The sequence below is a fragment of the Methanorbis rubei genome, assembly GCF_032714495.1.
Taxonomy (GTDB): Archaea; Halobacteriota; Methanomicrobia; order Methanomicrobiales; family Methanocorpusculaceae; genus Methanocorpusculum; species Methanocorpusculum rubei.
Genome location: NZ_JAWDKB010000002.1, coordinates 36,487 through 51,058, shown reverse-complemented (window position 1 = coordinate 51,058; position 14,572 = coordinate 36,487). Strand labels below are relative to the sequence as shown.

General features: G+C 48.4%; 11 protein-coding genes. 8 read left to right on the top strand and 3 right to left on the bottom strand.

All coding sequences use genetic code 11. From position 1 onward, the window contains the following. Window positions 1-71: 71 nt before the first annotated feature. Together McpCs1_RS02230 and McpCs1_RS02225 are read right to left on the bottom strand one after the other, a co-directional pair. Window positions 72-1,367 carry a solute carrier family 23 protein gene (locus McpCs1_RS02230; RefSeq protein ID WP_338095628.1) on the bottom strand — a complete coding sequence of 432 codons (1,296 nt, stop codon included), beginning with the start codon at window positions 1,365-1,367 and terminating at the stop codon, window positions 72-74. 268 nt (window positions 1,368-1,635) lie between these two features. After that, entirely contained in the window at window positions 1,636-2,235 is a 600-nt protein-coding gene (locus McpCs1_RS02225) for a LytS/YhcK type 5TM receptor domain-containing protein (RefSeq protein WP_338095627.1), read from the bottom strand. 931 nt (window positions 2,236-3,166) lie between these two features. Between McpCs1_RS02225 and McpCs1_RS02220 the strand changes: the two genes are divergently transcribed. From McpCs1_RS02220 to McpCs1_RS02200, 5 genes are all read left to right on the top strand, one after another. Beyond that, window positions 3,167-4,042, top strand: a complete 876-nt coding sequence (locus tag McpCs1_RS02220) for a hypothetical protein (RefSeq protein WP_338095626.1) — start codon at window positions 3,167-3,169, stop codon at window positions 4,040-4,042. Window positions 4,043-4,166: 124 nt separating this feature from the next. Then, window positions 4,167-5,309 carry a hypothetical protein gene (locus tag McpCs1_RS02215; protein WP_338095625.1) on the top strand — a complete coding sequence of 381 codons (1,143 nt, stop codon included), beginning with the start codon at window positions 4,167-4,169 and terminating at the stop codon, window positions 5,307-5,309. A 172-nt stretch (window positions 5,310-5,481) separates the two neighbouring features. Beyond that, window positions 5,482-6,198 carry a hypothetical protein gene (locus tag McpCs1_RS02210; RefSeq protein ID WP_338095624.1) on the top strand — a complete coding sequence of 239 codons (717 nt, stop codon included), beginning with the start codon at window positions 5,482-5,484 and terminating at the stop codon, window positions 6,196-6,198. After that, the gene (locus tag McpCs1_RS02205; protein ID WP_338095623.1) at window positions 6,173-6,964 is read left to right on the top strand and encodes a winged helix-turn-helix transcriptional regulator; all 792 of its coding nucleotides are present in this window, start codon (window positions 6,173-6,175) and stop codon (window positions 6,962-6,964) included. Before McpCs1_RS02210 ends, McpCs1_RS02205 begins: the two co-directional genes overlap by 26 nt. 323 nt (window positions 6,965-7,287) lie before the next feature. After that, window positions 7,288-8,268 carry a magnesium transporter CorA family protein gene (locus tag McpCs1_RS02200; RefSeq protein ID WP_338095622.1) on the top strand — a complete coding sequence of 327 codons (981 nt, stop codon included), beginning with the start codon at window positions 7,288-7,290 and terminating at the stop codon, window positions 8,266-8,268. Between the two features lie 167 nt (window positions 8,269-8,435). Here McpCs1_RS02200 and McpCs1_RS02195 read toward each other — a convergent pair whose 3' ends face one another. Then, window positions 8,436-9,749, bottom strand: a complete 1,314-nt coding sequence (locus McpCs1_RS02195) for a uracil-xanthine permease family protein (protein WP_338095621.1) — start codon at window positions 9,747-9,749, stop codon at window positions 8,436-8,438. 92 nt (window positions 9,750-9,841) lie between these two features. Here McpCs1_RS02195 and McpCs1_RS02190 point away from each other — a divergent pair, with 92 nt between their 5' ends. The 3 genes from McpCs1_RS02190 (at window position 9,842) to McpCs1_RS02180 (ending at window position 14,565) form a co-directional block, all read left to right on the top strand. Continuing rightward, a complete protein-coding gene (locus tag McpCs1_RS02190; RefSeq protein WP_338095620.1) occupies window positions 9,842-10,876 on the top strand; it encodes a hypothetical protein in 1,035 nt (344 codons plus the stop codon). A gap of 469 nt (window positions 10,877-11,345) precedes the next feature. Beyond that, on the top strand, window positions 11,346-13,367 hold the full coding sequence (locus tag McpCs1_RS02185) for an Nramp family divalent metal transporter (protein ID WP_338095619.1): 2,022 nt from the start codon (window positions 11,346-11,348) through the stop codon (window positions 13,365-13,367). After that, the gene (locus McpCs1_RS02180; RefSeq protein ID WP_338095618.1) at window positions 13,357-14,565 is read left to right on the top strand and encodes an ABC transporter substrate-binding protein; all 1,209 of its coding nucleotides are present in this window, start codon (window positions 13,357-13,359) and stop codon (window positions 14,563-14,565) included. The genes McpCs1_RS02185 and McpCs1_RS02180 overlap by 11 nt, the downstream gene beginning before the upstream one ends. Window positions 14,566-14,572 lie beyond the last annotated feature (7 nt).

The following is a 14,572-nucleotide window of genomic DNA, read 5'->3' as shown; positions in this document are numbered from 1 at the left end:
AAAACCACATATCACAGAACCACACCGCGTAACTCCTATCTGAAAATATTTTTTCCACGCTGGTGTATTTTTTACCGCCCCTTCCTCTCTCGAAACACCACATGCTCAAGCACCATCACCGCGATAGTTCCCGCGACAAATCCGTTTGCAAGCACGGGCCGGATGACCGCAGGAATTGCCGCAACCGCTGCTTCAGGCAGAAACGAAAACGTCGCCGCAATAATTATCGCAAATCCTATCACGACCCCGTTGTCGAACGTGAACGGCGTTGACTCTGTACGATCGATCAGAATACCCAGAGCCGCAGACAGCTGGCTCGTCATAATAAAGATCAGAAGACAGCCGGTGACAACTGTTGGAATCGAAGAAATCAACGCAATCACCTGCGGAATTGCGGCGCAGATGATCATCACGACTCCTGCGATCAGCAGAGGATACCGGCTCGCATTCTTCGTATCCTGAATCATTCCTGTCGAGATGGAGTAGTTTACTCCGCCGATTACTTCTGCCCCGCCCGACAAAATATTTGCAATGCCGGTGATCGTAATTCCGCGGCGGAGCTGACCCTTGATTTCCGTTACCGGCGACTTCGCCACCGCCGCAACGCCGCGGATACTTCCCACATCATTCACAATCAACGCCACATAACAGATGAATACCGAGATGATAACGCCCGGAGCAACAAGCGGCGAAAGCAGCAGCCCCTCGGTCAGGGGAACAACTCCTTGTGTTCCAAACGAAAGCATCGTTCCCGGGAAACAGACGAGAGCCGCAACCGTTCCAAAAATCAGCATCCACAGCATCAGCGTCGCCCGCCAGAATCCTCTCAGCCGATGATTTGCTGCAAAGATTACAATCAGCAGAACAAATGCGAAGATGACTTTTCCGGTCAGGCTCCCTGGCTGACTTGGATTTGCGATAAGACTCACAAATGTCGGCACGAGCGTGAGAGGAATCAGCGTCAGCACTGTCCCGATTACTCTGGGTGTGAACAGTTTTGCAAGCATGCCAAGCAGTCCTGTCTGCGCAATCACAATACCGAGAACACCGCAGAGAACAAGGGCTGTTGAAAATGCCGCGGGTGCAAAGTCGGTCGCGGCAACTGCGGCGGTCAGAAGAATTGCGGACGGCCCGAACACCACCGGAAGTTTGTGACCGAACATCACCTGCAAAATTACCGCAGCTCCGGTGATCACTAAAAGTTTCTGGGCGTACCAGACGGTTTCCGCAGGGCTTGCCTGATAAAGTCCTGCTACAACGTTTGCAAAGATGATGACAAATGCCGCGGAACAGATCGTCCACATGAGGCCGGACGTTGCCATCTCTTTTGCGGGGACTTTGTCATTGACGTTGTAGCGAAAGGACATTCGTTATGATCTCTTTGTGTTTGAATGGTATAAGGTGTGGGTGACTTTGGCTTTGATCGCTCCGCCCACGGAAAAACGGAACGCACAGAAAATTTCACGGAAAAAAACATCACGGAGCAGACGTGAACACCACGGAAATATCACGTTGAATGTGAGTTCCGTGCTGTTCACGTCTGTTCCGTGATGTTTTTCAAAGATATTCAGTGTGCTCCGTTTTTCCGTGGGCGGAGCAGATCAATCTTTGAAACGAGATCGAAAAAAGAAAAAATTATTCTGTTTTCTCTCTCGCGATACGGAAAGTCCACGAGAACAGAATGATCGAAATAATTACCGTGATTCCGTATCCTGCGGCGGCCGGCGTCTGCATGACGATGTGCCATCCTGTTTCAATCCCTCCCTCGGTAAGGAAGATCACGAGAATCGAGTGTACCAGAACAACGATTACTCCGATAACTGCGGCGAGCCAGATGGACGGACGTTCGCGGAAGTAGTATCCTGCAGCTGCGGCAATGCATCCTGCGAAGAATGTTCCAAGACTGCAGGGGATCATCGTAACGCCCCCTTGCGTTACGCGGAAAAGTGCACTCAGTGCTGCAGCCCCGATACCGATTACCGGTCCGAAGTAGAGACCGCCGGAAACCGGCCCGCTGTCCCGGTTATTCAGAACTGTGCCGTTCACATCGATTGCAGACAGAGTTCCAATAATTGAGATTGCCCCAAAAATCACAATTCCGCAGAGGTTGCGGGCCCAGCCGGTCAGTTTGCCTCCTTCAATATCCAACAGCTTCGTCTTCCCAAGGTAATAACCGGACAATGCCGCAAGACCGAGGTTTATAATTAAAAAACAGGCGAGAATCACAATATCCATAGTTACTCAGATAAGTTATTTCCGTTAATTACCTAATAAATTATGCGTGAATATCAGGTAAAATTTTTCAGTTTTCGGGCATTAAAGATACACTATCGCGTCAACTCTCTATCTCCGCCATGTGGGGGTATTGAGATGGTAAGATCTCTCTAAATTTGTTAAAATTTTCATCTTTTTATTCTGCTCGGATACTTGTCTCATCTCTGACCTCTATAAACGCCTTTTAAGCCACTTTATATAGTGCCATGGAGTAATCCATCCTTCTGAAAATGAGGGTTTGTGTTGTAATAGTCCTCAAAAACCTGAAAATTCGAATATATGAGGGTTTTTTGGCATGCCTTTCGATCCTTTCAGACAGCTATTCTGTTTTCTGGCTCTGCCTTTTTGGGAGAGTCGTATTTCGTTCGAAAATTCGTGGGGCACTTTCAGTACGCGCGGTCCGGGGTTTATATGCTGATATGTCGTATTGTATTTTGTAACACCCCTCGAGACAGTGGCCCTCTGACAGTACCCTTGGTTTTGGTCCTTCATGAGTCCCTGCCTCTTCTACTCTTTTCGCAGGAATTTGTGACTGATGATCAAAATATTTTGGACATCGGAGTTTTTCGTTTTCGAGGGTGTTATTTCTGTTATGTTTTTTTGGTTCGAGCATGAATATTGAGCACTTTCAGTACGCGCGGTCCGGGGTTTATATGCTGATATGTCGTATTTTATTTTGTAACACCACATGAACTGAAAAACAGATGACAGTACCCGTTGTTTTGGTCCTTCACAAATTTTTTTGGTTCTCCCCAACTCTTTTCATGATCTGTTTTATCCTATCCTCTGCAATTTTCTGATATTTTGATAGATCTGAGAGAGTTTTCTTATATCCTGTAATGCCCAGTTTGCTGTATGTCAGGAATATTCCTGATAGAACAGGTGAATTATCATGAAACAATCCTATAAAATTGCAGGTATTCTCGGAGTTGTCGTCGTAATTCTGCTGCTTGCATTTGCAGCAGTTCCGATGAGTGCTTCTGAGGAACCCGCCAACCAGCCGATGAGTTCGGCAGAGTACCTTGCTACGTACTGGCCGGACGTGTACTCCCAGATCACGCCTGAAAACAAAGATATTCTCTCTTCCATTCCTCACGTCTGGGAGTACAAAGAAATTAAGAAAACCGAAGGTGGTCATGGTCTTGACATGACGCTTGAGGATCCGCAGGCTGTGGAGAGATATGCTCTGATGGATGCCGTCTCAGATCTTGACATCTCTGAAGCTGTCTATATGCAGATTGTATGGCCAGAGTTGTATGCAGATATGAGCGAGGCAAATCGTGAACAGCTTGCCCACATGCCGAATATGCACCGTCCAAAAGAGACCACAATCTCTCAACCGGTTGTTGTTTCCGAGGAGGAACGTGATCGCCTTGCTGCCAGACTTGTAGATGATCTGACCGGTAAAAAACGGTTTGCTCTTATTGAGGAACTGAGCGGAACAGCCATGACGTCTGCTGAGTTTCTGGAAAAAGTCTGGCCGGATGTGTATTCGATGATTGCGCCGGAACACAAAGAGAAGCTTTCGACGTTTTCCCATGTGTGGGAACTGGTACCTCTGAATGTTACGGAGGGCGGTCGCGGAATCGGTCTGACACTCAATGATCCGCAGGGACCGGAGCGGTTCGCGATTCAGGATGCTGTTGAGAAGCTGAATATCTCCGAGGCTGAGTATATGCAGATCGTCAATCCTGAGTTGTATCTGGATATGGATGATAGTACACGTGAAAATCTTGCCCGCATACCAAACATGCGGAAAAATATCTGATTAGAAAAATGATCTGATAATTTTCCCTTTCTTTTTTTGAAATATTTTTTTGAATTTTTTTTGTGCTGACCTTTTGACGGAACTGCGAGAGAACATAAATATGTCTTGCAGCAAAAACAGCCGCATGGTAAAAATTGTTTTTCTTCCCCTCGTTCTCCTGATAACGATCATCTGTACCGCGTCTGCCGCAGCTGTTCCAATTACTATTGTTGGAGAGCCACAGACGATCTACGAGTTTCAGGAAGGTTATTTCTTTAACAATGTGGCAACAGACGGGAACTACGTCCTTATCGCGGAAAGAAAACCCAATGATGCCCAAAAAACCGGTAAGCCCATTGAAGGATATCGATGGCTCGGCTCATTGTATCTGTATGATATCGAACGAGGAATACTGGAAAAAATTCCCGGAGAAATTCCTTCTGAATGGGCGATCATGGAAAGCGGAACGGTGTACTGGATAGATGGTTCCTATGGAAAGAAAGTTACTGCCCCCGATGGTTTTGAGTATCTGGAGTACACCACTCACTACTATCAGTACACACCTGGTGATCCTGCCCCTGTTGAGATTGCAATTCCGCAAAACTGTCATTTGAGTCGTTTTGCGACTGATGGAGTACATCTTGCCATGATACGAAGTGAAGTACTGCGTGAGGGAGTACTTGAACGAACTCTCACACTATTTGATCTGAGAACAGGCGAATGGGAACGTCTTCCTATCGCAAATCAACCGGATTCATATCATTTTGGCGTGTCCGGAGATTATGTGGTTTATGCTGATGATGGGCGGGACCGCCCTGTTTCAACAGACCGGTACATTCATGTTTACACCATCAGCTCCAAGGAAACCTATGACATTGAGCGTCCGGACGGATATGTTCAGTCGATTGACTGCATCTGGGGAGAAACACTTCTGTATAATCAGGTGCCGGTAAAGGGTGATGCGAATGGAAATTATTTCGGAGAATATTATCTCATCAATCTGAGAACGAAGGAAACCAAACCGGTGACGTTTTCCAAGCATCTTAGTCCTTTGAATATTTATCCTCCGTACGCTACATTCTGGAAAAAGGATGAATCTACCGGCAGACTTGTGGTACAACTCGCCACACTTGACATGCCTTTGGCCATACAATCCACGACTCATCCAACAATAGAAGAAGCTCTGCCTCCGCAGCCTACACAAACCGGAACACCACTTGGCATGATCGTCGGCCTGATTACATTTGCTTTGGCATGTGTGCTTGCCGTTCTCTGGAGAAAAAAATAATTTTTCAAATTTTTTTCACATTCATTTTGACACAACTGCCAGAGATATTATATACGCCTCCCTGCGAATGAAAGCATATCGAACGATGGAGGTGCTACCAATTAAGAAAATATCTCAAACCATTCTTCTGGCAGGTTTCCTGTTTTTATTGCTGACAATCCCCGCTCTCGCCATGGATCCAGCAGAGGTAAATTATTTGCAGATTCAAAAAAGTCTTGATCTGATGGAACAGTACAACGGGACCGAGATGACCACCGCTGAATATCTGGAAATTATCTGGCCTCAGGTGTATGCAAAAATCTCTCCCGAACACAAGAAAAAACTCGCTGCTTTCACTCATATCTGGGAGCTGAAAGAGCTTGATCGAACTGATGGCGGAACAGGTATTGGATTTACTCTCAATGAAGCGATCGGCAGAGAGCGTTTTGCTCTGATGGATGCCATTGAGAAACTGGAGATCACCGAAGGTGAGTATCAGGCAATTGCTCAGACTGAGATTTATTTAGATCTCTCTGATGATCTCAGAAAACATATGAGTGGTATGGTGCGTGCCCAGCGTGGTCCGGATGCCGGCGTTCGCGGTGGTGCCTCCATCACCGAAGGTGAGACACAATGGTTCTCCAAAAATGTCACCGCAAATGTGACCCGAATTTCTGTTGATCTCCAGTGGGAAAATCCCGCCAACGTCCAAAACAATCTCAGCATCACCATTTATTCACCGGACAGATGTGTGTTTGGTCCGTTCATCGAAGCAGAATCGTTTTACAGTAATCCGCAAAAAATGCAGATTCACACCTACATTGTCCGTCCCGACAACGTTGCCGAAGGCGAATGGTGGTACTGCATTCAGGGAGTGAAAGTCGATGGAGTTCAGAACTACACTATTTAATCTGGTTGCCGCCGTCCTCATCATCTGTCTCTGCTTCATACCCGCAGCGGCCGCAGATGACGAGACCGCCGCGAGTAACGAAGTTTCCCGCAGTTTTGCTGATGTTCCCTCATGGATCATCGGAGGACTTGGAGTAAAAACTCCTTCTGAAGGAGGCTACTATGTCAATGAAAATCCTCCCGAACATCCGGGAGGTTTTTCAGACATCAATCGTGCCGACTCTGCCCGCCCCGAGTCCGAAGTTCCCTCATGGATTCTTGCAGCCGCCGGCATCTCCGGTATTGCCGTAATCGTCTTCGCCTCCCTTCACTTTCTCCCGATTATGATCGGCAAAACCCGCGAGGCTCCGCCAAGTCCGGTGCGCGACAGAATCTTTTCCGAGATTCGCGAAGCACCCGGCAGCTCCGCATCAGCTCTCAGGGAAAAAACCGGCATCCATCACGCAACACTCAGATATCATCTCGCAGTTCTGGAAAGAGAACAACGGATTGTCTCAAGAAAAGCAGGACACACCTACTACTACTTCCCCAACGGTTCAACACTGAGTTATCATGACACTGTCAAAATGACGCTGTGCAAAAATCCCACCACCGAAAAAATTCTGGAGATCATCGAACAAGATCCCGGCATCTCCGGAACCGTACTTGCCTCATGTGCGGGCATCACCTCAGGAACACTCACGTGGCATCTGGGCAGGCTTGAGAAGAATGATCTTGTCACGGTCGAGCGGGCAGGCCGCGGTATGCGAATATTTCCGCATGAGTGACTTCTCATTATTTTTTTCGTAGTTCCGGCACTTTCGGTTTTTTCTCGTAGCTCCGCCCACGGAAAAGCCGAAAACACGGAGCTTCACAGAAAAACATCACGGAGCAGACGTGAACAGCACGGAATCCAAAAACAATCTAAAATAATCAATTTCCGTGTGTTCCGTTTTTCCGTGGGCGGAGCTGCGATCAATACCAAATATTGGCTGCCAACAAACGAACTTATAATCAAAGCCTATAGTTCCAGTACTTCCCGAGGACCTATATATTCTCCATACAAATACATCAATTAGAACCCGCACAAACTACTGTCGGGGAAATTTCGATGCTTGAAATCTACCGAACCACAGATAACTCCGCGACCCCTTCCCGCGTAAGCGAGATCACCAGCGGATGCTGGGTTCGCCTGATTCAGCCGACCGAAGAAGAGATCACCCGCGTCTGTACCACCCTGTCAATACCCCGCGACGACATCATCACACTTCTCGATGATGAGGAAAGCCCCCGCATTGAACATGACGAAGGCAGGACCCTCATCATTGTTGACACACCTTATATCGACACCGACGATCTTGATGAAAATTCCGCCCGCACAACGAATGGTGTTGCAAGCTACGCCACCATACCTTCCGGCTTCATAGTTATGGAAGACATCATCCTCACCGTCTCTCTTCGGCAAAACCCCGTAATTCAGTCGTTCATCGAAGGAAAAGTGAAAAATTTTTCCACCGTGAAAAAAACGCGTTTCCTTCTTCAGTTCTTATACAAAAATGCCAAACTCTTCATCATGCATCTGCGTCAAATCGACCGGCTTACGGTCGACATAGAACACAGACTCTACAAGGCTACGAGAAACGAGGAGCTGTATGACATGCTCCGCGTCTCAAAATCCCTCGTCTACATCACCAACGCTCTCAAGGCGAATGGTGCCGTGCTGGACAAACTCTCCCGGTTTCCCACACCCGAGGTCCGCATGTACGAAGAGGACGAGGATCTCCTTGATGACACCATCATTGAAAACCGTCAGGCACTCGAGATGGCGCAGACCTACAGCAGTACCCTTGGCAGCATCATGGATACGTGTGCCTCTATCATTAACAACAATGTCAACAGCATCATGAAGCTGTTCACTGTTGTGACAATCGTTCTCACTATCCCCACCATGATCGCGAGCTTTTTTGGCATGAACGTCATCATCCCTGATCTTTTCTCCGACAATCCGTTTGCATTCCTGCTGCTGATTGCAGGATCCCTCAGTGTCTCGGCGATTCTGTTGTGGCTTTTGTTCCACAAGCGGGTCATCTGACTTTTTGGATGAAACGCGAATAGCGCGAATAAAAAAAATCGCCAATGGCGATTTTTGAAAATTTACTAAAATTACTTATTTTTAGATACAGTTCTATGTTGCGAAAGTCACAAATAATTTTATTTTGAAAAATCGCCATTGGCGATTTTTTATTCGCGCTATTTGCGCTATTCGCGTTTCAAAATTTCATCATCAGATTTCCGAAATATCACATGTTCCAGAATCATCACCGCAACCGTTCCTGCCACAAACCCGTTTGCAACCACCGGCCGCAGCACTGCCGGAATCGTATCCACTAACTCCGCAGGAAGGAACGCAACGGTTGCCGCTATCAGTAAGGAAAATCCGATAATAACTCCGCCGTTGAAGGTCATCGGAGGAGCATCGTCTCGTCCGGCAAGAACACCGAACGCTGCGGCAAGCTGACTGGTCATAATAAAAATCAGCAGGCAGCCGGTGACGACCGTTGGAATGGAATCGATGAGAAGTATCAGCGTTGGAATACAGGCGCAGACAATCATCAGAACTCCGCCTGCAATCAGTGGATACCGGCTCGCATTCTTCGTGTCAAGCACCATCCCTGAAGAAATAGAATAGTTGACACCGCCAATAAGACCGAACGCTCCCGAGATAATATTCATCATGCCGGTAATCGAAAGAGCACGCCGCAGACGCGGCTCGGTCTGGGCCTGATCGGCTCCGGTAACCTCAACCACACTTTTGATACTCCCGATGTCATTTACCATCACCGCAAGATAGCAGATGAACACCGACAGAAACACTCCGGGAGCAAACCCGGGCGTGATGAACAGGCCTGAAAAGGCCTGGGTCTGCTCTGACACGTCCACAAACGGTATTGTTGTTCCCGGAAAACAGAAAAGTGCCGCAACCGTTCCAACAACCAGCATCCACAACATCAACGTCGCCCGCCAGAATCCTTTCAGCCGATGGTTCAGGGCAATGATACAGACGAGAAGCACAAACGCAAACACAAGTTTCGCCGCAGTCCCTCCCGGTTGATCCATATTTACCAGAAGGCGGACAAATGTCGGAACAAGCGTGATCGACAAAAGCATCAGAACGGTCGCAATAACCCTCACCGTAAACAGCCGTGCCACGAACTCAAGAACTCGTGTCCTCGCAATAATAATTCCTGCGACACTGCAGAGAATGATGGATGTTGCAAGAACATCCACGGAAAAATCAGCCGACGCGGCAACAGCTGTCAGAAATATCACGGACGGCCCGAACACCACCGGCAGTTTGTGGCCGAACAGCACCTGCAAAATTACGGCGACTCCTGAGATGATGAGCATCTTCTGGGTGTACCAGATGGTATCTGCGAGGGTGAAACCGTAGAGGTTTCCGACCACACTCGCGACAATTATGACGAAAATTGAGGAACAGATCGACCACATGATGCCGGATGTTATCAACTCCTTGAGGGGAACCCGGTCATCAATCTGGTAACGGAACAACATGGGACAGTTACTAAATGTATGTGTCGAAGATTAATAACATAATTCCCGAGCCCAAGAATATTTTTATCACCCTTGAGTCGATATAAAAAATCATGAATGAATTCTCATTATCAGAGATGAGAAACTACACCACTGCGGCAGGGTTTCTCGTTCTGGCATTTATTCTTCTGGAGTTTTTTATCTGCCAGATAGTACCTGCGGCCTCGATGGGAAATATTTCTTTATTCTCTGCTCTTGCGCTGATAATTTTTGGAACAATTCTTGCGATTGAGGGAAAGCGCGACATCACCGCAATTGTATTTCTCATGACCGGACTGGTAGCCGCGTTTCCGGCACTTCAGACGGTGACGAATGCCTTTCCTGACGTAGCCACCCTCATTACCGGAGTGTTCCTTCTCATTTTAGCCCTGGTTATTCTCACTGCAAAGGATAAAACAAAATACCTGTTATCTATTCCTCTCATTCTTATCGCCGTCTACTGGATCCTGATGTCGATTCTTGGAGAGAGCATTTTCACTGCGATTCTTTCCGTTGTTGCCGCAGTAATTCTGAGCTACTATGCCTTCGCTTCTGTGAGTGATTTAATTGAACTGCCTGGCTCAGACATACTCAGAACAGATACCGAGACCGACTTCAAAGCCAGTGCCTCGGTTCTGGGATATCTCTTGCTTGGCATGATCTTTGCGATGTGGGCAGTCCTGCACATTACCGGCTGGACAATTATCGCATCCGAAAACGTCGTGGCACTTGAGATTGCGACCGGTCTTATGCTGATGTTTGTCGGTATCCTTCTCTGGGCGATTGCAAAAATGAAGTTCACGCCGATCATGTTCTTTCTTCTCGGATTTTTCTTCGCTCTCGGTTCGCAGACGAGTTCAATCGAAATGCTTGTCCCTATCGGTATGATGGTTATCTTCGTCGGACTTTTCCTGGCACTCAGAGATGATGAAAGAATTCTTCCTGCGATAATGGTCGTACTGTCAGGATCCTGCGTACTGCTGTTTTCGATCCTCGGCAGCGACGAAAACGCGCTTTTTCTCTGTTCCATGAATGTGATTCAGCTGATAATTGCGGTTTATCTCGCGTTCGCCGTTTTCAGTCAGAACAAAAAACTTCCTTTGTTCTGATCTCCCCATATTTTTTTTATCCGGAATACTGTAATGCCATGATTTTTTTGAAACGCGAAGAACGCGAATCGCATGCCTTCGGCCTGCTCACTGCTTCGCAGCTTCGCGGAATAAAAAACCGCCAATGGCGATTTTTCAAAAAAAAATTATTCGTGTTTCAAAACATTCATCATCGTGATACTTCTGTTTTCGTAAATCTTCAAAAATCGCCATTGGCGATTTTTTATTTGCGCTATTCGCGCTATTCGCGTTTCGAAACCTCATCATCGCTCGTCCATATCTTAACACTCATTCTGAACTGACGTTGACATATCTATAACAGATGTATGGCGCGGACGGAAATTTTTCCTGATTTGGGCCTTTCATCTTCGGCCGCCGTACTCAAAACCCTTCGAAAAGAGCGAGGGCGGGTTCGTCCTCCCCCAAATTATATATGGTCTCCTTTTCAACATAAACTCGAAAACGAACGATGAGTGAAACCTCTCTACTGCACAAGTTCAAAAAATGGTTCCGGGAAAACTTCGTGTTTTTCGGTCCAGGTCTCCTTCTTGCAATCACCGCAGCAGGTGAAGCAGGAGTAACCGAGGCCACCGAGATTGGTGCGCACTACGGTCTCGCACTTATCTGGGTTGTTTTGTTTACACTCATCTTCAAATACGCATTCACGAACGGCATCGCCCGCTACACTCTTGCGACCGGCCACACAATATTTGATGCCCTCAACCGTATTCCGGGTCCCAAGTACTGGGGTTCTGTTCTTGTCATCATCGTCTACTTAGTCGAAATGCTTGCCATCGGCGGCATGCTCATGTTCGCCGCATACTTCCTCGACTACCTGCTGCCCGGAGTCTACAATGCGGTACTGATAGCCCTCTTCTTACTCGTCGTTGCCCTTGCAATGCTTCGGACCAACTCGTATGAAATACTCGAACTGTTCATCGCAGTCCTCGTCGGCGTTCTCTCGCTTGCAATCGTCATCTCCTTAGTTGAGTTTCCGATTCCGCTCAACCTTTTCCTCGAAGGAGTCATTCCCACAATTCCCGCAGGCTCCGAGATGGCAATCCTTGCAATTATCGGAGTGGTTGGCTCTGGTCTCAACCTCATGCTCTACTCTGTCTGGCTGCATGAAAAAGCCAGCCGCCATGCAGTGATCGACAAATCCTGCGACCTCTTGAACGAGACCCACTTCCGCCGCTACATCCGCAGCGTCAATGTTGACGTTCTGATCGGTTTCTTCTTCGTCGCCCTCATCACCATCAGCTTCCTCTTCCTCGGCTACTCAGGCTACACCGTCTCCTTCATGGGTCACGGTGCAACCCTCAGCCTTGACACCCTCATCACCCAGGTACTCTACATCGTCGGCAGTATCCCCTACGGTGCCTACGTGTTCCTCGCACTTGTCGCCTTCATCTTCTTTGGAGCGGTCGTTGTCGGAATGGACGGCCGTGCCCGTGCAATAGCAAAAGTCATCGGCAGAGTCGGCGAGGACACCGGCAGACAACTTCCTTCCGAACACACGCTCTACCAGATAATGCTCCTCGTCTTTTCAGGAATCATCATCGCCTCCTTTGTTATCAGCGACCCGATGCTGATCATCCGAAGAATTGCCGCGTTCTCTGCGATCGTGTTTGGTATTTTCGGATTCATCGTCATCTATCTGGATCTTAAACTCCCGAAGTACGCCCGCGGCAACCGACTGTGGCTGATGATCATGGGAATCGGGAGCGTCATCTCGATTTACGTCGCTCTCCTGCTGGAGTCCGCGTTCCTCACCTACGGCGTCCCCTTAATCGAACGGATGCTGGTCGTTGCGTTCGTGCTCTTCATCTTCTCGAAAACCCAGCTGTTCAAAAAGATGCTGAACGGAACCGCCAACCTTCTTGACAAATTCTGGACGGTGATCTTGTTTGGCGCCATCTCCATCTACGGAACGGTCCGCGGCATTCCGGTTGATGTTGGCGGCATCATCATCAACTTCCGCGATGTAGGCCCCATGATTGCGGGTCTGATCGGCGGTCCCTTTATCGGAGCTGCGGCTGGAGCTATCGGCGGCATCCACCGCTATCTCGAAGGAGGGCCGACCGCACTGCCGTGTTTTGCCGCGACCGTTCTTGCCGGAATTGTCGCCGGACTGATGATTCATTACTGGAAGGGACGACTCTCGATGTTCCGGGCAGTGGTCCTCGCCATCTTTGTTGAATGTCTGCACCTGCTGGTTGTTCTTCCGACCCTTACCATTCCGTTTGGAACAATGACCGCGGAAGGTGTTCTCAGTGTCATTACGATTACCATTCTTCCGATGTGTATGGTCAACATCGCAGGTCTTTTGATCTTTGCCTACTTTGTGCGAACATATGACGCCTTCGCCTCAGGAACTGCCCGGCTCTTTGATCTGCAAAAATTCCGCAATGATCTGCGTGAGCTGATGAATCCGCCGGAAGAAGAGGAAGAGGAAAAAGAAACAGAAACGGAGGACAACAATGTCAGGTAGCCATCACAGTAAACCGCCGCGTACGAAATGGACGAATCTTATCGACGTACTGCTGATTGCGATAATGATCATTTTGTTCGTCATCGTGTTTCATCCGTTCGGGACAACACTCTCAGAGCCGTTCCCTGAGGATGAAGTGGTGATTGCCGCGATGCTTCCTTTGGAAGGTCCTCTGCATGATTTCGGTGTTGAGTACCAGCACGGTATCGAGATGGCGGTGGAGGATGTGAATGCGGCGGGTGGTATCCGCGGCGTTCCTTTGAGGGTTGAGTACTTTAACGATAAGGGCGATGTGAACATCTCGGTTGAACAGATGTATGAGATACGGGACAGGGAAATTCCGATAATGATTGGTGCGATCGGCAGCGGAAACTCGATTGCGATCGCTCCGTACGCGCAGGCCTATGATATTCTGATGCTGTCTCCGGGCTCAACCGCGGCGGCCCTGACCAACTTCCAGGATGCATACCGGACGGTCTCTTCTGATGTGTATCAGGGAGGCGGCATGACCAAAATCCTCGGCGGCGTTGAGGATATGGATTCCGTGGTTGTTTTTTACTTGGGAAATCAGTACGGAAAGAGTCTGCTTCACTCGTTTGAGGAGGAGACCGGCTATTATCTGCCGATGACCTCAGTTACCACGGTCGAGATTGATGAAAACAAACCGATCGACACGGCAGCGGTGACGGCTGTGATGCAAGAGGCTGATCCTGATGCAGTCGTGTTGATCGTGTATCCTGATCAGGGCATTGACATCATGCAGGCCGCGGAAGCTGCGGGTCTTGATCCTATCTGGTTTGGTTCGGATACGATGACCTCGCATGATGTTCCAATCGAGGTCGGTGAGTATGCGGAGGGAATGATCGGATTCACGCAGGCTCACCGCTTGACGACTCCGTCTTTTGGTGAGCGGTATCAGGAGATCTATAACGAGACGACGTCTATCTCGTTCCCGGTTTCGTACGGTTATGATGCGGTGATACTTCTTGCGACCTGCATTGCGGATGGCGGGTACACGTATGAGGGAGTGAAGGAGTCACTCGATAAGATCAGACACGTCGGCATTGTGGGCCCCAGAGTGTTTGATGATAACGGCGATGTGCAGCCTGCGTACGATCTGATGGTTATTCGTGATGGTTCCTGGCAGTCGTTAAAATGGAATGAGATTCTGACCTACGATTATAATTTATCACACTAATTTTTTT

Bases quoted from the DNA above. Each gene is read 5' to 3' on its own strand.
- McpCs1_RS02230 (WP_338095628.1), bottom strand. From the start codon at position 1,367: ATGTCCTTTCGCTACAACGTCAATGACAAAGTCCCCGCAAAAGAGATG.
- McpCs1_RS02225 (WP_338095627.1), bottom strand. From the start codon at position 2,235: ATGGATATTGTGATTCTCGCCTGTTTTTTAATTATAAACCTCGGTCTT.
- McpCs1_RS02220 (WP_338095626.1), top strand. From the start codon at position 3,167: ATGAAACAATCCTATAAAATTGCAGGTATTCTCGGAGTTGTCGTCGTA.
- McpCs1_RS02215 (WP_338095625.1), top strand. From the start codon at position 4,167: ATGGTAAAAATTGTTTTTCTTCCCCTCGTTCTCCTGATAACGATCATC.
- McpCs1_RS02210 (WP_338095624.1), top strand. From the start codon at position 5,482: ATGGATCCAGCAGAGGTAAATTATTTGCAGATTCAAAAAAGTCTTGAT.
- McpCs1_RS02205 (WP_338095623.1), top strand. From the start codon at position 6,173: ATGGAGTTCAGAACTACACTATTTAATCTGGTTGCCGCCGTCCTCATC.
- McpCs1_RS02200 (WP_338095622.1), top strand. From the start codon at position 7,288: ATGCTTGAAATCTACCGAACCACAGATAACTCCGCGACCCCTTCCCGC.
- McpCs1_RS02195 (WP_338095621.1), bottom strand. From the start codon at position 9,749: ATGTTGTTCCGTTACCAGATTGATGACCGGGTTCCCCTCAAGGAGTTG.
- McpCs1_RS02190 (WP_338095620.1), top strand. From the start codon at position 9,842: ATGAATGAATTCTCATTATCAGAGATGAGAAACTACACCACTGCGGCA.
- McpCs1_RS02185 (WP_338095619.1), top strand. From the start codon at position 11,346: ATGAGTGAAACCTCTCTACTGCACAAGTTCAAAAAATGGTTCCGGGAA.
- McpCs1_RS02180 (WP_338095618.1), top strand. From the start codon at position 13,357: ATGTCAGGTAGCCATCACAGTAAACCGCCGCGTACGAAATGGACGAAT.